Annotated in this window: 15 protein-coding genes and 1 rRNA gene; 5 read left to right on the forward strand and 11 right to left on the reverse strand. The window is 54.4% G+C overall.

Translation table 11 applies throughout. The annotated features are described in order from the left end of the window. Window positions 1-245: 245 nt before the first annotated feature. Together GGR28_RS15720 and GGR28_RS15725 are read left to right on the forward strand one after the other, a co-directional pair. Window positions 246-1,136 (forward strand): SLATT domain-containing protein, encoded by an 891-nt coding sequence (locus tag GGR28_RS15720; protein ID WP_183496774.1) that lies wholly within the window; start codon window positions 246-248, stop codon window positions 1,134-1,136. 70 nt (window positions 1,137-1,206) lie between these two features. Continuing rightward, entirely contained in the window at window positions 1,207-1,770 is a 564-nt protein-coding gene (locus GGR28_RS15725) for a hypothetical protein (protein ID WP_183496775.1), read from the forward strand. Window positions 1,771-1,934: 164 nt separating this feature from the next. Here the strand turns inward: GGR28_RS15725 and GGR28_RS15730 are convergent, their stop codons facing one another. The 4 genes from GGR28_RS15730 to GGR28_RS15745 form a co-directional block, all read right to left on the reverse strand. Beyond that, complete coding sequence (locus GGR28_RS15730) at window positions 1,935-3,380, reverse strand: amidohydrolase (RefSeq protein WP_183496776.1); 1,446 nt, start codon at window positions 3,378-3,380, stop codon at window positions 1,935-1,937. Between the two features lie 116 nt (window positions 3,381-3,496). Next, window positions 3,497-6,739, reverse strand: coding sequence for a T9SS type A sorting domain-containing protein (locus tag GGR28_RS15735; protein WP_183496777.1), 3,243 nt, complete (start codon window positions 6,737-6,739; stop codon window positions 3,497-3,499). Window positions 6,740-6,941: 202 nt separating this feature from the next. Next, window positions 6,942-8,510, reverse strand: a complete 1,569-nt coding sequence (locus tag GGR28_RS15740) for a right-handed parallel beta-helix repeat-containing protein (protein WP_183496778.1) — start codon at window positions 8,508-8,510, stop codon at window positions 6,942-6,944. 135 nt (window positions 8,511-8,645) lie between these two features. Next, window positions 8,646-9,107: a 3-oxoacyl-ACP synthase gene (locus tag GGR28_RS15745; RefSeq protein ID WP_183496779.1), complete on the reverse strand. Its 462-nt coding sequence runs from the start codon at window positions 9,105-9,107 to the stop codon at window positions 8,646-8,648. Between the two features lie 128 nt (window positions 9,108-9,235). Here GGR28_RS15745 and GGR28_RS15750 point away from each other — a divergent pair, with 128 nt between their 5' ends. After that, window positions 9,236-10,522, forward strand: coding sequence for a dicarboxylate/amino acid:cation symporter (locus GGR28_RS15750; protein WP_183496780.1), 1,287 nt, complete (start codon window positions 9,236-9,238; stop codon window positions 10,520-10,522). A 60-nt stretch (window positions 10,523-10,582) separates the two neighbouring features. Here the strand turns inward: GGR28_RS15750 and GGR28_RS15755 are convergent, their stop codons facing one another. From GGR28_RS15755 to GGR28_RS15780, 6 genes are all read right to left on the reverse strand, one after another. Continuing rightward, window positions 10,583-12,517, reverse strand: a complete 1,935-nt coding sequence (locus GGR28_RS15755) for a T9SS type A sorting domain-containing protein (protein WP_183496781.1) — start codon at window positions 12,515-12,517, stop codon at window positions 10,583-10,585. A gap of 428 nt (window positions 12,518-12,945) precedes the next feature. Then, window positions 12,946-13,440, reverse strand: coding sequence for a DinB family protein (locus GGR28_RS15760; protein ID WP_183496782.1), 495 nt, complete (start codon window positions 13,438-13,440; stop codon window positions 12,946-12,948). 161 nt (window positions 13,441-13,601) lie between these two features. Continuing rightward, window positions 13,602-17,381 (reverse strand): leucine-rich repeat domain-containing protein, encoded by a 3,780-nt coding sequence (locus GGR28_RS15765; protein ID WP_183496783.1) that lies wholly within the window; start codon window positions 17,379-17,381, stop codon window positions 13,602-13,604. Then, window positions 17,378-18,532: an SIR2 family protein gene (locus GGR28_RS15770; protein ID WP_183496784.1), complete on the reverse strand. Its 1,155-nt coding sequence runs from the start codon at window positions 18,530-18,532 to the stop codon at window positions 17,378-17,380. The genes GGR28_RS15765 and GGR28_RS15770 overlap by 4 nt, the downstream gene beginning before the upstream one ends. A 222-nt stretch (window positions 18,533-18,754) precedes the next feature. Next, window positions 18,755-19,648 (reverse strand): CHAT domain-containing protein, encoded by an 894-nt coding sequence (locus GGR28_RS15775; protein ID WP_183496785.1) that lies wholly within the window; start codon window positions 19,646-19,648, stop codon window positions 18,755-18,757. 228 nt (window positions 19,649-19,876) lie between these two features. Continuing rightward, the gene (locus GGR28_RS15780) at window positions 19,877-20,872 is read right to left on the reverse strand and encodes an OmpA family protein (RefSeq protein ID WP_183496786.1); all 996 of its coding nucleotides are present in this window, start codon (window positions 20,870-20,872) and stop codon (window positions 19,877-19,879) included. A 186-nt stretch (window positions 20,873-21,058) separates the two neighbouring features. Here GGR28_RS15780 and GGR28_RS15785 point away from each other — a divergent pair, with 186 nt between their 5' ends. Next, window positions 21,059-21,640, forward strand: a complete 582-nt coding sequence (locus tag GGR28_RS15785; RefSeq protein ID WP_183496787.1) for a hypothetical protein — start codon at window positions 21,059-21,061, stop codon at window positions 21,638-21,640. Window positions 21,641-21,643: 3 nt separating this feature from the next. Continuing rightward, on the forward strand, window positions 21,644-22,621 hold the full coding sequence (locus tag GGR28_RS15790) for a hypothetical protein (protein WP_183496788.1): 978 nt from the start codon (window positions 21,644-21,646) through the stop codon (window positions 22,619-22,621). Between the two features lie 208 nt (window positions 22,622-22,829). Here GGR28_RS15790 and rrf read toward each other — a convergent pair. Next, window positions 22,830-22,902: ribosomal RNA gene (rrf, locus tag GGR28_RS19525) — 5S ribosomal RNA — on the reverse strand; the annotation flags it as partial.

Genomic DNA, 22,902 nt, shown 5'->3' on the forward strand with positions numbered 1-22,902 from the left:
AAACGTGTCAACCACTATTGCATTAAATACGCCACCATACATAATTAGACCCCAAAATCATGTGATGCAACAATACCCAGCACTAGTGATCGACTGCTCCACTGCTTGTGATTAATATTGGATAATTCAAATTTACCCCGCCAAATCCATTGTAGACATTTTGTCAATTCGAATACTGCATTATGTCATTAACGTACCTGACGCAGCATTGGCTACTATTGATTTCACGCCTAAATTGATTTGATATGTCCATAGATATTAAACCGACAGACTTTAGCGACACCAACGGTGAACATACCAGCGCCCCTATAAGTCACCTCGAAGATCTGGAGTGGACTTCGGAAGAAAGGAATAAATCCCTCACTATTTTATACCGTTATGGTGAACTTCATGCTCTACAATCTATCAACTGGTATTTGGAATATAAAAACTCTAAATCCTGGTGGTCCAGAGCGCTCCGTATCGGCACTATATTTTTCGGCACTTTGGGCGGCCTATTTCCGGTATTATCACCCCTGCTTACTTCGTCTGCCAATTTTGCTCAATTGGGGTATATAGCCATCGCCCTGTCAGCCGGGTGTATTGCCGTCGACCGATTCTTTGGATTTTCAAGTGGTTGGATGAGGTACATGACTACCGCAAACATGTTGACAAAATTGTTGCAGGATTATCGGCTGGAATGGGCAATGCTCAAAGCGAAATTAGTGGGCAAACCTCCCACTGACGAGCAGCTCCTGTTATACATTCAACGGATAAAGGAATTCATTGCTTCCGTCAATGTTCAGGTGGAGCAAGAGACATCCGCTTGGGTTACGGAATTCCAAACAAGTCTAGTTGACATTGAAAAGAGCATCAAAAAAACCGAAGAAACAACAAAACCTGGGGCCATCGACATTACGGTCACAAACGGGATGGAAGTGGACGGGGGATTTACGCTTTTCCTCGATGGAATGACCATTGCAACAGTACGGGGCACTAAGTACCAAATTGGATACGTCACGCCTGGGCCCCATAAAGTCGCCATAGTGGGAAGAATTGGTGCAAATGAATTGGATGCCTCAGAGTTAGTAAATGTGGACCCAGGTATTATAGCAAAGGTTACACTTGCTTTGCCGGTGATGGAGGCGCAGCCGTAATACGTTGATGCATTGGAAAACTAGCAACCGTTCCCGATTTATGTACGCATGGATTATCAAGTATTCCTACATGAAAACTATATTCCTATCATCCTTCCTCCAATACTTGGTCATCCTGGCTATAATGCTCTTATCATTTGGTCTATTCCACAAGGCATTCTCCCTCATTGATGAGTATTTTCCTATACCTGAAAAATCGATAATGGAAGGAGAATTTAATGATGCCAAGTTATTCATTGTCCATGGATACAATGAAATCAAATCCTTGTCCATCCAACTCCTAACTCTATTAACAGCCATTCTCATTTTCTCCGTTACGTTTTCTGAAAAAATTGTGAATTTCAACCAAACAACTAGATCTGTTCGGCTCATGCTTGTAGCAGGTTGGGCCTTGCTGATGTGTGCTATTGTTTCCGACGGTGTTGGCCTCGCATTGAACGCGTTTGCACTTCCTCTTGCATTAATAGATTTATATGAGCATGAAACTGGCGCCCCTAATTATATTCTCGAGTTTTACGAACCCGCTTTCAATTCCTTCAAAGCTATATTAATTAGCGGTGTTTTTTTTATTTATGGCCTCATTTTTATAGTAGCTGCAGGAATTGTATCAGTGTTTATCAAGCCATCCATATAGCTGTTATTTACTGCCGCAATCCATCCACTTTAAGACTTGCAACCGCTTCGCTCAATGGGCCACCTTTTCCTAGTGGTAGGCCTTTGAGGAATTAACCATGTACCATTTGGCTACCGGGGACAAAAGGCCTGGCACCCGCGCCCCGCCGCAGAAACACCCCCCCCCTACTCCCCCACCGGCGGCGGCCCCTCCGGCACCATCGGCTTGTACTCATACTCCCCCAGGTCCTCCTCGAATTCCGCGCGGATGCGGTCGCGCAGTTGCTCGTCCTGGAAGAGATCGACCATGGTGCGGGCCAGGGCCTCGGCGGCGAAGGCCATGCCCTTGTGGCCGATACTCATGCCGCCGCAGGCCACGACGGCCCAGCTGTGCCAGGGTGTGCCGTTCGGGGCGGTGGTGGCCCGCAGGCGGATCACCGGTACCACGTAGCTGACGTCGCCGACGTCCGTGGAGCCTCCGCTGGCCAACTTCTCCGTTTCCTCCAGCGGCTCAATCTTGCTGATGGCACCGATCTGGGGCTTGTCGACGGCTTGTTGAATTCCCCGGGCGAATTCCTGCTCCGCGTCGGTATACTCGATCGGGCCCATCTCCTCCAGGTTCTTTTGCAGGACCTCGGCCCCGGTGCGGTTGACCAGCACTTCGTGAATGCCGGACACCAGCTTGACCTCATATTCCACGTTGGCCATCAGGGCGGCCCCCTCGGCGATGCGCTTGACCTGTTCGTATACCGGCCGCACGCCCTCGAAGTTGGCGTCGCGCACGCGGGTCCAGATGCGGGCGTAATCCGGCACGACGTTGACCACTTCTCCGGCTACCTCGATGTCATAGTGAATGCGGACGCTCGGTTTTATGTGTTCCCGGTAGTAGTTGATTCCGGTAGTATACAATTCCAGCCCGTCGGAGGCATCACGGCCGTTCCAGGGATCGCTGGCCGCGTGGGCCGCCTGACCACGGAATTCAACGATGAAGTCGATCAGCGCCAGGCCGGTCTGTACCCCCGTTTTCGTTTCGTCGGAGGGATGCCAGTCCATGACCACGTCGACGTCCTCGAACGCCCCGGCGCGGATCATCCACAACTTCCCGAAGTATTTCTCCTCGGCCGGCGTACCGTAGAAACGGATGGTGCCCTGCAGTTCTCCACTCTCGATCAGCTCCTTGATGGCCGTAGCCGCACCCAGGCTGGCCGTACCGAACAGGTTGTGCCCGCAACCGTGACCGGCACCGCCCTCATTCAGCGGCTGTTTATGGGGTACCGTGGCCTGACTCAGTCCCGGCAGGGCGTCGAATTCCCCGAGAATCCCGATCACCGGTTTCCCACTGCCGTATTCCGCCGTGAAAGCGGTTGGCATGTCCCCGATATTTTCCTTGACGGTGAAGCCCTGCGCCCGGGCGTATTCCTTAAGCGCCTCCGCCGACCGGGTTTCCTGAAAAGCAACCTCCTCATACGACCAGATCCGGTCGCTCAGCTGGGTTAGCTCCGTAAATTGCTCCTCAATGCTTTCGCTCACGACTGCTTTTAGGTCACTCTGGGCGGCGAGCGCGGGTGCAAACTTGGTGACGGGAAATCCCATCAGCAGCCAGAATAATAGAAGGGTAATGCGAGCGTCCATACTGATCCGTTTGCTACAAGGTAGCAATATAGCTAATGCCCCCTACGGTTGCGCCTTTTTGGATGCCCGCCTATCCACCAGACCGGCGGTAGCGGCCGCGACGCTCCGGGAAGAGCCTACCGGACCACCAACCGACCGACACTTCTCCCCCGTCTGGTCGTCACCACCACGAAGTAAAGGCCGCCGGGCATATCTTCCACTCGGATGTCGGTACCTCCGGCGACGTAGCGGCCCTCGCGCACTAAGCGTCCGCTACCCGAGATCAACTGCCAGTGTCCGTCGCCGTATACACCGGGTACTTCCAAACGCACCCGAGTCGCCGCGGGATTTGGGTAAAGCCGCACGACCGGTGGTGCAGTTACGGGATCCGAAGAAGATGTAAGGCAAGCGGCACCGCCCCCGGGCACGGTAGCGGTAAAGGTTTTGGTGAGCGTGCCGCACACCCCCGCCTCTTCTACACTAACGGAAGCGGTAAGGCGGGTACCTGGGTCGGCCACGAGTTCGATCACATCGGCGTAATCCCGTACTTCAACCGGGCCGTCGGATGATAGGACCTCGACCGTACGGTTGCCAAGTTTCGCGCCGACCGGCAGGGCAAGTACCGGACTGCAATCCGTGGCCGGCAGCGGTCCCAAATCCGCTTCGGTGGGGCATTCGCCGAGTCGGTGCAGTTCCGTGCCGATGAGTGGGTGGGTAGCCGAAAAGAACAGGCCGGAGGGAACACTCATAAGTCCCCTCGGGTAGCTGGAGGTCGGACCGGGATAATAATCCTCCACAAGGTGGGTACCCCCAACGGTGCCATCAGTCCTAAACAGTTCGTAGCCACCTTCCTCTGCCTCTGCCGTAAAGTATAGGTGACCTTCGTGCACGGATATTGCGTCTACGTAATCTGGATAGATTCGTAAAGTCCCCTCCGGCGTGCCGTCGGTCCGGTAGAGACCATGACCAATGTTGTAAAAAAGGTAATCTCCGAAAGGGACGAAATCAATTACGTAGTACGATCCACCTTCGGGGTGCCTATCCGGCAACATATAGGTATTCTCCGGGGTACCGTCCGTCACCCAGATCTGCCGGCCTTTGTTCTCGGTCTCCGCGGTAAAGTAGCACCGACCGTTGAACACTACGGCGTTTAGGTTATGTCCGAAATCCGCCCTGCCATCGAAGGTTTTGATTCGTACGGTCCCCTCGGTGGTCCCATCCGTACGCCAAATGCTGTTCCTAAAGAGATGTGCTTCCATAAAGTATGCCTGCTCGCCGGAAGACGCGAATGCCGCCAGGTAGGAGTCAGTACGCCGGAATTCACTTACCAATCGCGTACCCTCAGGCGTTCCGTCGCTAAACCACACACCGTAGCCGCGTTCGTGGTCGATCCCCTCGAAAAGTATGCCGCCGCGGAAGGGAACCAGTTCGGTAGGCGTAGCGGAATTCACCCCCGGCACCAGATTGAAGACCAATTCTGTGCCTGTGGCTGTTCCATCGCTGACGTAAATTTCTTCGTCCCGCGCGAGGAAGACCCGGTTTCCGCTGACCACGGTACCGTACACCTCTCCCTCCAGCAGAAGGTAGGTGCCGGCAGTGGTACCGTCGGTGCGGAACAATCCGCGCTGGTAAATGCCGTCGTGGTTCAAAACGCCATTAAAAAGCACGAGATTACCAAAATGTACGGGTTCACGGGGGGATGTGGCTAGTACCCCCTCCCGGATCATCTGGGTCGATTGCCGGTCCCCGGCCGTGCGGAAAAGCCCGCCCGAATAGGGTAAGCTGCTTATGGTAAAGAGCAGGTCGCCTTCCGGACCGGGCCCCAGGGGTCGGACGCCGGAGTTCTCGCCGTCGTTGTCCAGTTCAACCAGTTTCTTAGCCCGCGCGTCGTGGGGCCCCACGATCCACCACTCGGCATTGTCCCCGGCGGCGGCAGCCCGGAAGAGCAGGCCGCCCCGGAAGGGCTGCAGCGCGAAAATGGCCTGACTATTGGTGGTACCCGCGTGAATATTGGTGAGGGAGGTAAGCTTCTCCCCGGTCGCATCCATCCGGTAAAGTTCGATCCCCTCCTCCGGTTGTTGAGCCGGAAAGTACACTGCATCCCCGGTAAAGGTCACCGGACCGCTACGGGTCAGTTTCGGACCGTCGTTCTTATCCCGGACGTATCCGCTGTTGGCGCTCGTACCATCGGTGAAGTACATTCTGGCGTGAACATTAGAAACCGGAATGTCGAGCAGTAAGCCCTGAGTAGTATTCCCGATGATGGAGGGGTAAATAACGTATTCACCGACCACGGTGACCACCGCTGCGGAAGCACCCGTAGGTCCGAGCAGATGCACGCTGAGGGTATCGCTTCCACGTCTGACGAGCAGATACGGAGTCCGTTTGCCCAGAGGACCGGGAGCTAAGGTCAGGTGGGTCACTTGCCCTAGTGCCTCCGTGTCCACCTCCCTGGCGCCGGTCCCAGGCAAGTACCGGTATATTTTCCGCGTGCCCCGCCGGTCGATGGACAGGAAAATGTCTCGACCGTCACTCAGCGGCGGACCGATGAAGCGCGGATAATCGTCGTCGCCGAAGTTGAGCGTATCCACTGGCTGCCCTTCCTGGGTGTATACCAGAATTTTTAGTTCCCCTCCGAAGCTACCGCTGAAGTAAAATCGGCCGTCGAGGTAATCGATGTCGGTAAAGCCGGCTTCAATCGGGAACTGCAGCAGGGTATCCAAGCCGGGGTCCGCCAGATCGAGGCCCATGAGTTGGCTACCGGTCCGCCAGGATTTGAAGTGCAGCAGTATCCGATCGTTCGCGTAGGAGAACAGTCCAGCGAAGGAACCGCTTTCCCCGTCGCGTCCGTGGGCCCGCGTCAGTAGTCGCTGAAAGCCCCGGTCGGGGCCGAACAGGTAGAAGTGCAGGCTGTCCGAAGTAGATGCCGCGAGCAGGGTCCGCCCGGCATTCAGTGGGTAACTGGTGTAGTCGGTGTTGTGGGTAAATTCCGGGAAGCGCGCCAGTTGCTCGTCGGCACCGGTCTGGTAGTTGGTCCGCCGTAGCTGCGTAGGGTCACGGAAATGATGGGCGAAGTAGTAATAGTCGTTCCCGTGGGCGAAAGCGTGCCGGATATCCCCCCCTGGGGCGGTGTGGGTGCTCAGGCGGCGAGTACCGCTCGCCGTACCGTTGCTGCCAGTCACCGAATGCGGATTATCGGGCGCGAAGGTGAAGTACACCACGCTGTCAATGACGCTGGTGTAACCGACTTTGTCGGAATACTGGTTGACCCGCTCGGTACTGAAGTTGATCACCGGCTGAATGCGCTGTTGGGCGATCAGGGGTAAGACGAAGAAGAGGGAGGACGCCAGGACGGGGAGTCGAAAAAGTTTCGGGTGCATACTAGTTCATGAGAGGTACCAACTACAACTGAGCTGCCGGAACGAAATTGCGCGTTTGCACACCGGCCCCCATAACTTTACAGTCGATGGGGCGCACCGGACGTACCCCTCACTGTACCCTTAAACTGGTCGCGCCTGTTCCTTCCGTTAGGTATAAGGCAACGGAACCACTTACAAAACGACCAGACGTGCCCGCCACCATCTACCGTTTCTCCTTCACCACCTCCACCCCCCTAAACATCACCGGGTTATCGCTCAGCCGCAGCGCTTTGCCGCTGGCGGTGGTGACGTCGCGTAGGATCACCCGCTCGGTAAGGATGTAGGGATAAGGCTCGGCGTAGGCGGTGTCCGTGCGCTGCGGATTGAAGTCAGCGAACAGGGCCGGCCCCGGGTAGTCGGCGGGGAGTCCGGAATCGTCGATGTGCAGGCCGGTGATGGTGATGCTGTCCGGCATGTAGCAGACGTAGCCAAAATCGTGCTGTCCGGAGTGGTGGCCGTCGATCACCGCCGCGCCGACGTTGGTGGGCACGAAGGTGCAGTCGCGCAGCAGCAGTTGACCGCGCCAGGTACTGCCGTAATCGGAGCGGAGGTTGACGAAGCGGCCGCCGCGCACCGTAGTATTTTCCACGGTCAGGGTGCCGCTGCCGATGGCATTAATGCCCATGTGCCCGAGGGTGGAGTTGCGGATGGTCGCGTTAGCCACCCCCTTGTGGGCATCGAAACGGGAGAGGACACAGCTGTCGTAGACCAGGTTTTTGCAGTAGTTGGAGCCCATGATTCCCCAGTAGGTACGGTCGTTGATGTCGTTGGTCTGGGTACAGTTCACGAAGGAGACGTGCAGGGCCCGGTTGGCCAGGATGTCGTAGCTGCCCATGCTTACCGGGCGACCGGCCGCGCCGATGGTGGAGTAGGTCTTGTGGCCGGTCAGTACGCAGTTGCGCACCGTCACGTAGGCGCAGTTACGCAGGTTGATGAAGCCGCCGTAGGGGGCCCCGTGCTCGCCTTCCCCGGTGATGCGGTGCTCGAGCCCGTCGACCACTACCCGCGACCGCTCTACGACGATGTTGCGGGCGTAGTAGGTGTATTTGGATTCCGCCTGGTTGGCTACGGTGATGAAGCGTCCACCGGTGATGTACAGGGTATCCTCCTCAATCGGGCGGGCGGTGATCTCGGTAATGCGGTCGAAGTCCCAGATGATGGGCGTTTGTGGGTCCACCCTCCCGTCGGCGTCGACGACGAAGATGTCGGTCTGCGCCGCTCCCCGGTCCTGGTTAAGTCCGTAACGGATGTAGTGGCGCACGGAGTCGTTGGTCACGGTCACCAGACTGGCGGCGGGCAGTTTAATTGGGAGACGTTCTTGACCACGCAGCAGGCGGGTAATGCCCTGGGGTACGAAGATCTCCTCCCGCGAGCCAACCAGAAACACCGGCGCCGAGATGTTGTCGACATCCGTATCGTCGATGAGGAAGGTAGCGGTGCCAAAGTCAGTCGAAGTCAGTACTTCCGCAGTCCGGTCTTTACCGCCAATGTAGTAGGTGCCATCCATGGCACGCACTGGCAGTTCGTGGCGATTAGCGTAGGCGTGCGCTGCCCGGATGGCCGCACTGGCATCGGTAGTCCCGTCGTCCGCGGCGCCGAAGTCGCGGTAGGTAACGTAGCCGCGCTGGCGGATGATCTCTTCTTGCCCGGAATCCGGTTCGGCGGGCGAACCCTCCTGAGCCGGCACGGTGGCGGCAACGAAAAGGATAAGCAGCAGCAGGACATGGCGCATGATCGGAACGTTGTAGGCAGCGGGAGACCTTAAGGTACTCGTTTCGCCGGTTTCGTGCTTCGGGCGGCGGAGCGCAGGTGCAAGGCTTACTCCTGGAATGCCGGCCTCTTTGGTGAAGACCTTAGTAGATCCGATCTAGAAAATACCCTCGATCGTATGAGTAATGCCGTTACAGCTGACGGTTTCCCCTATCCCGCGGTTCAGGAATGCCTGTCCAATCGGCGACTGCACAGAAATGCAGAAATACACCTGCTCCCCCAGCCTGACCTTGCCCAGCCCTACGGACAGGTAATAGCTCCCGTGTTGAGTCACCACCAAACTACCCTGCGTAACGCGGCCTTCGCTACTTTGCAGTTTCAGTGCCGCCAGCGTCCGCCGGTCCTCCATCACCTGCAGCAGTTGGCGATTGGCCTGAGCTTCCTCCCGGCCCAGCATGGCGCGCCCGGTTTCGTATTTATCCCCTGCGCTGCTCTTGGTTTCGCTTTCGCGGGAGGTATTGATCCCGTCCAGGATATTGTGAAGGGTAGCGATGCGGCGGTCGGTGTCGGCAACGCAGGCCTGGTGAAGTTGGAATTTTATGTTTGGGAGGTCTGACATGGGCCGTAATAATACCACCCCCCCGGCGTAGCTTTACCTCCTATCCTCATCCCACCACGAGCGCCAGCGAGCATTCAAGTGCGGCAGCCCCTTCACCCCCTCACTCCTTCACTCCTGCACCCCTAAACATGAGGAAACTAGCCCTTCACTGGAAAATCATCATCGGCATGGTACTGGGCGTCGCGTTCGGCTTTGCCGCCAGTGCGGCAGGGGCGACGGAATTCGTCGTGGACTGGATCAAGCCCTTCGGCATCATCTTCATCAACGCGCTGAAACTGATAGCCATTCCGCTAATCGTCGCCTCGCTCATTAAGGGAATCAGCGACCTACAGGACATCTCCCAGCTTTCGCGGATCGGCGGCCGCACCCTGGGCCTCTTCCTGATGACGACCGTAACGGCGGTGATCATCGGCTTGGGTATCGTCAATCTGGTGAATCCGGGCAAGGTCGTTTCCCCGGAAACGCGGGAGCAACTATTGGCCGCTTACGCCAGCGACGCCTCACAGCGGATCGAGATCGCTACCTCCCAGGCCGACCAGGGGCCCTTACATTTTTTGGTGGAAATGGTGCCGGAAAATCTCGTCGGCGCGGCCGCCTACAACGGCAATATGCTGCAGGTGATCTTTTTCGTCGTCTTCTTTGGCATTGGTCTCATCCTGATCCCCCCCGACAAAGCGCGGCCCGTAAAGGCCTTTTTCGATGGCGTGAACGAAGTCGTGCTTAAGTTGATCGACTTGTTGATGGCGACCGCACCCTACGCCGTATTCGCCCTACTGGCCGCACTGGTGGTCGAGGCACCGAGCGCCGATCTATTCGCGGCGCTGCTGTCGTATAGCCTGTGCGTACTGCTGGGGCTGGGCATCCTGACGTTGGGACTTTACCCCCTGCTGGTCCGCCTGTTCACGGGCGTCGGTTACGGAGCGTTTTTCCGCGGCATTGCACCGGCGCAATTGCTGGCCTTCAGCACCAGCTCCAGTGCGGCTACCCTGCCCGTGACCCTGGAGCGCACTACCGGGCACCTGGGCGTGTCGGAGGAGATCGCCAGCTTCGTGCTGCCCATCGGTGCGACCGTCAATATGGACGGCACAAGCCTGCACCAGGCGGTCGCCGCCGTTTTCGTCGCTCAGGTCTTCGGGCTCGAGCTCGACCTGGCCACCCAACTCGGTATTGTCCTTACCGCCAGTATGGCATCGATCGGCGCGGCGGCCGTTCCGAGCGCCGGCATCGTGATGCTGGTCATCGTCCTCGGACAGGCGGGCATCCCCGTCGAGGGCATCGCGCTGATCTTTGCCGTCGATCGGCCCCTGGACATGTGCCGCACCATCGCCAACATAACGGGCGACGCAACGGTGTCGATGGCCGTCGCCAAATCGGTAGGGAAGCTTGACGTCGACTCCATAGCCGGTGGTGGGTAGCATACCTATCAGTGATCGCCTCTGGAGGGGCTCCACCCGTTTCGGTCGGTTGCGGCTCCCCTATCCGCCCCCAACCACCAGTTTCTTCACCATCCGCCCAGTCGGGCTGCTCACCGAGACGAGGTAGGCACCCGGGGGTAGCCGGTCTACGTCGAGTGTGGCAGCGGGCGAATCATCGGCGGAGAAGCTCCGGCGCAGCACCACCGCCCCGGTCAGGGAGCGCAGTTCCACCACCACCGACTGGCCGGCGAAGGCGGACAGGCCGAGGGATACCCGGTGGTGGGCGGGGTTCGGGAAGAGATCGAAGTCAAACGGCGTGACTTCCGGCTGGGCCGGCAGGATGGCCACGGGCGCGGCGGGGGCCGCCAGCGGTGCCGTAGGGGAATCGGAAATCATGACCTCGTCGAATACGCCCACCGTTACCTGCCTGTCGTTCAGGCTCTCGGCGAAGAGGCCCACCCTGATGCAGTTCGTCATGACTACCTTCCTGGTGAAGAGCAGTTTCCAGGTTTGGCCGTCCGTGGAGGTATAGCCGGTGAAGGTGTTGCCGATGCGGACCAGCCGCAGCCAGCTGTCGTGCCGCCGGTTGTCCTGTGCAAAGCCGGTCTTGCCTCCGGTCGTAAGGCGGTACTCTCCGCGCACGATCGGGTTGCGCTTGCGCTTAAGTACCACCATGGGTGAATTGTCGGATAGGTCCTGACGCATTTCAAGGCCTACCCAACCGATGCCGCTCTGGCTGCTTATCCGGGCGACGATCTCGGCATCTCCGCACATCTCCTGGTACACCAGCTGCTGCTCGTCGCGGTTCTTTTTGGAAGCTCCCGTGGCGGTGATGGTGAACTCGTCAGAATCGCAGACGTCGAACGTAATCCCGCCGCCGGCCCCGCCAATGGCCTTTACGTCCCACGCGCCCGCTACCGGATCCGGCGGGTAGTCGCCTCCCGGACAAGAGACGGGTTCGTCGTACAGCGGGCAGACCAGCATCTCACATTCCGGGTCGCCGGAAAGCCGCACGTAAACGGGAACGCCCTTCGTACCGTCGGCCGGAATGCCGTTGACACAAATCACTATCTGCTGAGGGCTGACAACCTGAGTGAAGGCGACCGGGTAAGAGGTCCCGTCAACGACTACTTCGTATCCCGCCGTGGTGGAGGGCAGTAAGTTGCCCGTGACGTAGAAGCAAGTGCGGTAGGTGCCGTCGCCATTGCAGGTGGGTCCGATGTAGGCGTCGCTCGGTTGGCCGGCCACGCGCACGTCGGTGATCTCGCAGGTGCACTTCGGCTCATCGAAGAGGTTAGTGGCCGTAAAGGTGCAGCCGTTACCGGCGTCGATCGTGACGTCCACGTCGGCACTGGCATCCCCCGGCACGCCGGTTACGCAGACCACCACTTGCTGGGGGCTTAGTACCTGTACGAAAGCTGCGCTGTAGGCTACGCCATCCACGGTGATGGTGTATGCAGCCGCGTTGGCGGGCAGGAAGGTGCCCGTGAGGTAGAAGCAGGTGCGGTAAGTACCGTCGTTGTTGCAGGTGGGTCCGATGTAGGCGTCGCTCGGCTGGCCGGCTACGCGTACGTCGGTGATCTCGCAGGTGCACTTGGGCTCGTCGATCAGGTCGGTTGCGGTGTAGGTACAGCCACTTCCCGCGTCTACCGTTACGTCGACATTCTGGGTCCCGTCGCCCGGCACGCCGAGAATGCAAACTACCACTTCCTGTAGACCGATGACCTGCAGAAAGGCGCCCGTATACGGTATACCTTCAATTGTGATGCTGTAGGCTGCTGCATTATTGGGGAGATCCGGACCGCTGATGTAAAAGCAGGTGCGGTAGGTGCCGTTGTTGTCGCAGGTGGGCCCGATGTAGGCGTCGCCCGGTTGTCCCCCCAGCCGGACGTTGTTGATGGTACATACCGCGTCGTGGACGGGCGAAAGACTGAGGAGAAAGAAGGGCAACACCGTCAGGAGCAGCACATGTAGGGTAGATTTTCGGACTTGCATAATGTAATATTTTGGGTGAGGCATTACATAAGCGGTACGGGCTGGTCCCCCGGAGTGGGGCAGCTTTGATACCATAGCCACGGCGGGCGTACCATGAAGAGACGGACGGAGGAGCGCGCTCACATCCAGTCAGACCAGCAAAATGACGTTGTTATGTTTCCCCCGGGGGTAGCGGGCGGAAAATGGGTCGGTGTGTGGGGATAACCTGGTATAAAGTACGGGATATCACTACATCTTTTCTAATGTGTTATCACATTTATTTTTTATCGATGTCCCATGTTGGCGCCCCGCAAACACGGGTATCTGCACTCTAATTTGATCTGAGGCAACCGCATATATAGCGTCGGCCGACGAGGTGACCGGCAACGAAAGCTTCCTTGGGAATTACCTTGCACCTGCGCCCCGCCGCCCAGTGCACGCTGGTCGACTTAGAAACTCTGATCGTCTGCACTGGGGCCATAGCTCGCAGGCAGGGGGATGCCCAACAGCCGGTAGTAGACGCCGAGCTGCGCGCGGTGGTGGGTGATCTGGTTGAGGGCCTGACGGATGGCGAAATACTTGCTCCATTCCGCGATGAGGTTGCCGTTCATTTTTAGGGCCCAATTGGATTCCAGGTCATCGTCGGTCGCTTTGCTCAGTGCCTCCTTGCTGTGGTTGAAATTTTTGTCCAGCTCGGCGATGAGGTCGGAGGAGGAGGTGAGGGGGGACGGCGTTTTGGTGTCGGCGAGGTCCATGTACGAGGTAGCAAGCATGTCGCCCGTCCAGCCGAAGATGTGGGTGAGGTGGGTGACCAGGTGACTGAGCGCCATGCTTTTTTCGTGGGGCGCATACTTATTTTTATCTACGGGGTAGCGGTCAAAGAATTTGGCGGTAGTGGAGTACTCGTGGGCCAGTTCGGTTTGGAGGAGGTGGGTGATTTGCATTGGGTGGTGTTTGTTTTTGTGATCGTCCAAGTTAAGTGTTCAACTTAGCTGGTGATCCAATTTCATTACGGAGGGTTATTTCGGCCCTATTAAGGTACGACTGGCAAATCCTTAAGGTCATCCGAATATTTGGACCGGTTTCAACACTCTAAATATTAACGCTAATCTATCACTCGCCAATTGGGGAGTGCCTGTTCTAGCATCTTGACTTGCTCTTCAGCAACCCCAGTTCCTCTTAAATCTATATACTTCAAGTTAGTCAGATTGAAAAGGGGCTTGATATCGGTCAATGCCTCGTTATTGCTTAATCTGAGCGATTGCAAATTGGTTAGGTTGGCCAGAGCGTCGATGTTGCTTAGATCTGCGCTATCTAATTCAAGAACTCGTAAATTTGTCAGACCGGCCAGTCCGTCGATGTTACTGAGTGAGGTGTTGCCATTCAAAATGAGCGTTTGTAAACTTGTCAAATTAGTGAGTGCGTCTACGTTTTTCAGGGCGGTGATGCCACTCATATTTAATGTTCGCAACCATTTTAAATTGGCTAGCGCATCGACGTCAACTAGAGAGGGATTGTAACTCAAATTGAGTTTCTGCAAACTTGCCAAATTGGCAAGACCTTCGATGTTGCCGAGTGCTTTGTTACCACTCAAATCAAGCTCCTGCAGACTTGTCATATTGAGTAGTCCGTCTACATTGACCAGGGAAGTATTATCACTCAAATTCAGCTCCTGTAAGCGAGTTAAATTTGCTAGTGCGTTGACATCTTTTATGGCTGTGTTACCCTTTAAATTTAACGCTTGCAGATTTATTAGGTTAGCGAGACTGTTGATGTCTGTTAACTCGGGGTTATCGTTCAAATAGAGCGTTCGCAAATTCTTCAAATTAGCAAGACCGTCAACACTATTTAGGCAGAAGTTATCACTTGAATAGAGCGTTTGTAGATTTTTCAAATTGGCAAGACCGTCGACATTACTTAAACTGTCTGTACCACTCAAATAGAGTTTTTGTAACTTAGTTAAATTAGCAAGACCATCAACATTGCTTAGGGCCACAATATTGTCTAAATCTAGCGTTTGTAAATCCGTCAGATTAGTTAATGCGTCGATGTTATTTAGCTTTATAACGCTCCTTAGATTTAATGTTCGTAGATTTGTCAGATTGGCCAGTCCATTGATATTCGTTAGGGAAGTATTGCCGTTCAAATAAAGTATTTGTAAATTTGTTAGACTGGCCAGATCATCAATATCAACTAATTCAGTATTGTTACTTAAATCAAGCTTTATCAAGCTATTTAAGTTAGCTAAACCGTCAATGCTGTTTGTGACAATGCTATTGCTTAGATAAAGCTCTTGCAAACTTGTAAGGTTGGTAAGTGCATCAATACGGCCCAGATTCTCATTATTACTTAAGTTGAGTAACTGTAATCTTGTAAGGTGGGCCAATCCTTCAATGTCGCTTAGGTTCTTAATATTGCTTAAATGGAGCGTCTGTAATCTCGTCAGACTTGCTAAAGCGTTAACGTCGGTGAGGCTCGTGTTACCACTTAAATCAAGTGTTTGCAGATTCGTTAGACTCGCTAAATCGTTAACGTTGGTTAGGCTCGTATCTCTACTTAAATTGAGCGCTTGCAAGCTCGTAAGACTCGTTAAAGCACTAACGTCGTTGAGGCTCGTATTACCACTTAAATCAAGCGTTTGCAAGTTAGTTAGCCCCCCCAGAGCGTTGATATTATTCAGACTCGTATGGCCACTTAAATCAAGAGTTTGCAGATTCGTGAGGTTGGCCAGCGCATCAAAGTTGTTTAATTCATTTGTCTGACCCAAATCAAGTATTCGCAAACTCGTTAAGTTACCTAGAGCATTGATGTTCATCAAGCTGCCATTGTTACTTATGTTAAGTGTTTCTAACTTTCTTAAATTAACGAGTGCATCAACATTACTTATATTTGTGTTGTCACTCAAGTCAAGGGTTTGCAAACTCGTTAGGGCGGTAAGCGGACCTATGTCAGCTAAGTTGTTTGAGCTCAGGCTTAGATGAGTCAATTGTGACAATCCATTCAGTCCGGCGATGGAATTCAAGCCGACATTATCGGCGTATAAAATTTGAAGAGAGGGGTATACATTAACCATTGCTGGTAAATTTTTCTGTTCCTTTCCCCGCCAATCCAATGCCTTTACAGTGTGATTCAACTCGCCAATTTCGGAAGCTAGTTCATATTCATGCCCCAAAGTATCTATGAGCAGTTGTTTAGGCCCCTCATTTACTTTTGCAAACCCTTGCTTTTCAAATGGTTGGGCTTTACTGTACTTATAAGGTATTTTTACATCCAATTTTTTATTAATGAAGCCGAAAGTCAAGTACTCATCCTGACCTTTGGTCGCTAATCCAAATTCTCCATTATAGAAGTATATATTATTTAGAACATTCTCTGCTCTTTGGGCTTGTTTTTTAGCTAACTCCCGGGCGTCAAGAGCCTCCCTGGCTCTTTTCTTAGCGCTCACCATACCTAAGATCGCCGTTGAGAGTGCTACAAGCAGTGCTACTGTGAGAGCAACCAAGACAGTGTTTGATCTCCTTATCTTGCGAGCTTCCTCACGTTCTTTAACAAGAACCGCCGCCTGCTCCTGAGCCAACCGCTCCCTTTCCACCCGCTCTTCCTCGGCCTTTCGTTCTGCCTTGGCGGTCAGGATGGGTTTGACCAGGCTGTCGTGGCTTATTTCATAGTCGTAACCGCCACGCAGATCCGCGTTAGATCTTAGGAGCCTGCATTCGTTAGTGAGGGTGTGAAGGGTTTCCTCGGTTAGGCCGAAGTCGTAGATCTGACCGCTGTAGAGGCTGAGCCTGCGCTCCCCTTCTTCGTAGATCAGCTCATCCTCGATAAGCTGCCGAGCCAGGATACGCTGGGCCGGATCGGAAATGCAGCTTAGGTTATCCCGGTAGAATCGTTCGCTGATGGTCTTCAGATCGCCCAGGAATGCGGTAGTGATCGTTCGGTCAGCCTGATTGCCGAGGCGGCGGTCGAGGGCGTCGCAGATGACCTGAAGGTGGGTGCTTTCAATTCCGGCTTCCCCCGCGGCGAGGTAGTCGACCACGGCCTCCAGCGCCGGCGGAGTATAGTAAAAGGGAGGTGATGAGAAGTTTCCTGCCTGAGCCGCCGGCACTTCAATGGCGCGGGCGGCCTCTTCCCGGCTCAGTTGGGATAGTTCGAACCATACCTTGCTGATCATCGGTATGTAGTCGGATAGTCCTCCCAGCAGGTGCATTCGGTCGTCCCGGATGGCTATAATTACGTGGAGTTTAAATCCCCGCAGGAGCTGCTGGGTTTCATCCTGGGTAAGCGGACTGTTCTCTCCCTCATACAGGCTGAGCATGTCCCAGTATCGCTGCGGCAGGATGGTGTGGAGTGCTTCGGCAAGTTGCCGACGGAATACCAGCTGCTGACTGCGTGGGTAAGTAAAGAGCTCTTCAAACTGATCGAAGATCAGCAACAGGGAGGGAAGTTCCGCATCACTGCCGGAAGCGGACAGAAGGGATAGTTGCAGTTCCTTCAGCGCCCGCCAGAGGCTATCGTCGGTGGGAATCAGTTTGTTCAGATGAAATAGATCGGGCGGGGAATATTCGAGGGCCAGGCGGGTATTTTCAATAGTGATCCGGGTAGTGACCTGTGGGGCGATTACTTCCTCCGAGTCAGCGGCACCGAAGCGGACTTCGATCGGAATGAAATCACCGCTCTTCCGTATCAGCGGCAGTAGCCCTGCCTTAATGATAGAACTCTTGCCAACTCCCGATTTGGCGTGAAGTACCACCATTCGCTCCTGACGGATTAGCCGGTGGAATTTGACTGCGGTCTGCTCTCTCCCGTAGAAGATATCCGCCTGATCCTCGCTAAAGGGCTGGGGACCGGGATACCGACTACGTGCGTTCCAAACCTGCTTGCTCATAAGCTCATGGCGTGTGGTTGGAGAGCTTCAAGGTCATCGATCAGTTTCAGGAGCGAGACGTTTATTTTGTTCAGCTCCAGCTTGCTATCGTTATCCGGTATTATTCCTAACGTAATTTGCTCCTGCAGCCCGGTGTGACGGGATTTAAGTTGAATTACCTGCAACATGAGGTCACGGCCGGCGGTACCGGTCCGTTTAATTTCGTGTTGCAATCGATTCAAAGCATCCGATGTCTTTGAATTGCCGATCATCGCGCGTAGCCCTTGTGATACCGAAGCGTGTGAAGTTTGTACTGCCGCTTTCTCGCGAAGTAGGTTTTTAGCCCCACAGCGCGTGATAAGTCCGTTAAGGAACCCATCAATGTCTTCGTTCATCAGCCGTATACCGTACTGGCACTGCCAGCTTTCGCGGATGTCATCGTTGGCGTTGGGTATGGTGGCGTACTTGCTTTTTCGGTTCTCGTGCTGTTTGAGAATGTGCATGAACATGTGCATCCTCCAATCATCGGGCGGCATACCCAGAAAAATGAAGCATTCAGCCGATAAAATGTTGTCCTTCAGCAAAATAGACATACTGTTACCACGAAACGTACTTTCCATATAGTTGAAAAAGTCGTTGTAGGTCAGTACCAACGAGTTACGTTGTTCCAAATCCCCTACCAGATTGTATACGAGGGGTCTGTGTTTGTCCGGCACGGAGATGTTACGGTCCGGTTCATTTCGTACATATTCACCAATTTCGCACGCGTACCCTTTTTCTTTGAATGCAGCGGCCAGGTGGCGGTCGGGGGTCAGGCAAAGGAAGAGATGTCCCGGGATGCTGGCCAGTTTACTTAGTCTTTCCCTGGCAGCCTGGCGTTCAGAATCATAGAAAATATTAACTGCTTCGTGGACAACCAAGTGATCGCCGTTGTCACGGAGGTGATACCAGCCATTTTCCCGCACTTTGATGCCGATTTTGGCGGAATGCTCCCTCAGATAACTGCTCAGTCGCGCACTCTGGCTTCTGCTATCTCCGGGCGTGGTATAGAACTCCGGCCCCACGCAGATCACACACCGTTCCTGCTCGATCGTACGTAGCAGTGAGTTCCACTGAAGGTCACTTAGCAATTGGCTTTCCATTTGCGGGTCTGATATGGTGGATGGTTCCATTGTGTTCTTGACTTTCGTGTCCGAGGTGACTTGATTTACAGGTGTTTTAGGTTTTAGTCCATAGACATCTGGTTGTATTTCTTGATGTGAAAAATATCGAGGTCGTTACACTTTTGATCGGCTCATTCGGACGGCATTCAGCATCCTCACAGAGGTAGAACTTTCGTAATGGTGATCCCGGCAAACTGACCCCAAATTCGACTACCCCCCAATCGATCTGCCTCATTCTGATTGAGGGGCTGATGCTTTGGTACTTCCGCGTAGCAGCACGGGTACCGCGTCATCATCTAACCCCTGGAGTTGGATCATATTGACGGCCAGATCGAACGCAAACTCCACGTCCTCCTCATCGGCTAGGCCACGATAGAAGCCCGTTGAGAATTCGATTGCGGAGTCGTCGCCAACCTGATCGTTCATGCCGATCACATAAGGGACATGCTTATTGATGCCGTGTGCCTGGTCTTCGGAATAACATGAGTTGAGCAGGACGATCTCAATGTCCACCTTTCTCGAAAAGATCCGGAACATGTTTTCAAGTGCCTTACCGGAAACCAGTTGTGCTTTGGATTCGGAGTTTATGAGAATGATGCCTCCCTCCAGCTCGTTTCCGGTTTCCCCATGGCCGGAGAAATGGATAAAATTAGGTTTATGCTTCAGAATCGCTTGCTGCATTGAATCGGCAGTGATCGCCCATTCCGCTACGAGTTTGTATTCGACTATTCCAAGTTGGAGGCTAGAGAAAATTCTGGCGAACTCCTTTTCCAATTGCAATTTTGCCTGATCTAAGGGCGCGGAGGCGAGGAACAAAATGACTTTTTTGCCTCGCTCCACCTTGTTCTCTGGGAAGGTTACCCCGTTGGTCGGCAGTTCTAGTCTTTGCGTGATGTCTAACAATGAATTTGCCAGAATAGACTGCTCCCGCAGAGCATCCGTATAGCTGATCACTCCGATTCGCTCCTGCTGCTTGACCCTGGTAAATCTTGATTTTAGTAATATTATATCGTTGCGCAGACTGGAATTACTATGCGTTTCACTCCAGGCGAGTAATTCCTGTATTGCATCTTCTGTTCTATTATCAGATATATACTCTCTAACTTTAGCTTGTATATCGATCATGGTCAGGTGTTTTTACGTTGATATTAATCCGATCGGACAGCTATACGTATAGAATGCATTTAGGAAATACAGGGATAGAAGATGATCTCCCTCCTCTTAACAATATAAGGAAAAAGAACGGGCTGTGCATATTTTTCACAATCAGGGGATTGGATTACTCGTTGCCTTGCTCCTGCGCGTTGCCGCCCCTTGCCTACCGGTCCAAACTTAGCCCGCAACGCCTCAACATCAGTTTGGCCGTAGCACCAGTTCTACCCGCCGGTTGAGGGCGCGGCCATCTTCGGTGGCGTTAGTGGATTTCGGGGACAGAAAGGCGACCCCATCGGGGAGCAATCGTCCGGTAGCGATACCGTGGTCGTTTTCCAGAGCTTGGACGACGGCGGCAGCACGATCATGCGAAAGGGTGCGGTTATACTCCAGGGTACCGGGCATATCCGTGTGGCCCACGACGTAAAGGTTCTTGTCGGGGTGTTGGGTGAGGTAGGCGGCAATCTGCTCCAGGACCGGATAGGACGATTCGCGTAAGGTGGCGGAATCGAAGTCGAATTCGATGCCGTAGATGCTTACCGTACCCTTGCTTTCCAGCTCGCCGGCCAGGTAGTCAGGGTCGAGACTTACGCGTCCGGTTTCTGCGGATGCTACTTCGATGATGTCGACCAGGTATCCGATAAGGTCCTTGCTGTGCCGTTCACCGTAGATGACTACGTAGGTTGTTCCTTCCGGCTGAGACAGGCGCCCGATGAGGGTGAAGGTGCCGCCACTAGTAGCCGTGCCCGCAAATAGCTTGCTGGCAGGTGAACCACCGGGGGGCTGTTGGGACGCGAGGGCAATGCCGATCCACTGGGGGGATCCGATCTTGTTACCGCCGCCGTCGGGAACGAGCCCTTCGGCCAGGATGGTCATTCCCGCCTGCTCCATTGCTCGTTTGTAGTCGATGTACACTTCGCCGATGGATACCTCCTCCTTGGTGGACGGCAGGTCGTAAAAAATGCGGTAGACCTGACCGGCTACGGTATCGCGTTCGGCGATGTAGCGGTAGCCCGTAATGGGTCCGGTAGCCAGATTGTATTCGAAGTACTTCTCGGTCTCATACCACGTGATGATGCTTTCCGGATAGCGGGTCAGAAGAGGGTGGTCGGACGATCCTTCGATGTCGGATTGAGCGAGGACCGGGCCGGTAATCAGCAGAAGGAGAACGAATAAACGGCAGTGATGGAGTTGCATAGCGGTGAGGGTAAGTTGGACAAGACACAGCTATCGACGAGCGAATGGATGACTCGATAGCAGCTTGTTAGCGTTAAAATAGTATCCAACCCTTATATTTAGGTGTTTTAACTTCCAAAATAGTAAGGCTTAATAGCTCCGTCATGATGCTGAGGGCTACTGAAGAAGTCACCAAGCTCTCCTACAATGCGCTTTACTCTGTTATTTCTGCTATGCTTAGTTTACTCTTCCTGCAACACCGAGTCCGCCGAGCGGGCGGCAACGGAAGAAGATCCATCAGAAGCATCCGTTGCGGCGGCCCAGCAACAGATGGAACGAATCCAGGAAAAGAACGATCGACCCGTCCACGACAAAGAGGTACTGAAGGCGATGCTGCCGGAAAAATTGCTGGGGATGGATCGCGAAAAATCCAGCTCAAATAGCATGGGTGCCGGCGGATTCGTCATTGCTACCGCAACGGCAACTTATACTGATCAAGCGACGGACGAGCGTAAAATCACGGTTACGATCAGCGACGGAATGGGCGGAAACATGGCCAATATGGACATGGTCAACTCGTTCACAATGGATAGTGAGGAGGGGACTAAATCCACCAAGACGTTACAGATCGACGGTCACAAAGCCATCCGGACCTTCGATAGCGCTAGTATGTCAGGCAGCCTGGCGGTTGTCTTCGATCAAAGTGTCGTGCAGATCGAGGGAAGACAATTGAGAAACATGGCCGAGTTGGAGGATGCCTACGACGAGCTGGATCTGGATGAACTGTAGCCCATGCGCTGGAGCAAGATCGTGTCGGGTGTTATTGCAATCATCCTCGCCTTCCTGGCGGGTGCTCTGGTTGCCGGCTACCCCGGTCGGAGTGCGGGTCAGGGTCAGATGCTGGCCGGGGGAGCCATTGTAGCCTTTTATATGCTGATTGGTGCAGTGATTGCGGTCGGCCTAGTCGGCTATTACATCTGGCGAGCGGAAGCACAACAGATTTGGATCCTTGCGGGGATGCTCTTAGTTGCCAATGTAGGAATGGTCTTACACACCCGTCACACGATCGCGGAGCAGCGGGCGAAGCGGGAGATTGAGCGAGAAAAGAGTTACCGCAATGTGCCACGGAAGGAAGATTCGACCGATACACTGATCGTGGTTACCTCCAATTTATCCGATACACTGGCTGGCGTGGAACAGAGTCCGGGTGTAGCACTGGAAGGTTTCGGTTTCGTGCAGGTGCCCTTTACCCGCACAGGTGTATACCTTGACTTTTACGACCGAACCGACTACTTCGCGGAACCGGTCGACAGCCTGGTCTATAGTTACCGGGACAACCAGAGTATTCTTCAGTACGCTCCACCCTATTTGCTACCCTATTACAAAAAGGAAGACTACGAAGCGATGTATTTCCGAATGGTGGGCGTCCACGGAGATCGCGTGCAGGTCGAGCTCAATGCGGATACCGGTCGGCGCGGATGGGTGAACCATACGGCGGTAAGCGTACAATTCTGGCCGGAATTTCTAGTGAACGTATACGCCGTTTATCCTTTAGATCCGGAGAACAACCCGGTGCGTCAGCGACCGCTGGTGCATGCCGATCCGGAAACTGGTATCACCCTTGATGAAATACTACTGTCTGAGCGGATAGAGGGGGACTGGATCTTCGTGAGGGCATTCCTGGAGGGAGACTCAGAGGCCGGATATAGTGGCTGGTTGCGGTGGCGGGACGGTGATCGGTTGTTGGTGGGGTGGGATTATCGGTTGTAGGTTTTTTTACCGCAGATTTAAACAGATTGGTTTCGCAGATTCACGCAGATTACTCCGCCGCCTACCACGCCTGCCACGCCTACCACCCCTAATCTGCGTTAATCCGCGATCTACATCTGCCCTAATCTGCGGTAAGCTTTCCCTCCCCCGCCGTCCCCCCCCAAACGGAGAAAGCCCCACCGCTTAACTAGCGATGAGGCTTTCATAAAATTGGCGGCGACCTACTCTCCCGGGATCAAGTCCAAGTACCATCGGCGCTGGGCAGCTTAACTTCTCTGTTC

It is taken from the genome of Neolewinella aquimaris, assembly GCF_014197245.1.
Classification (GTDB): domain Bacteria; phylum Bacteroidota; class Bacteroidia; order Chitinophagales; family Saprospiraceae; genus Neolewinella; species Neolewinella aquimaris.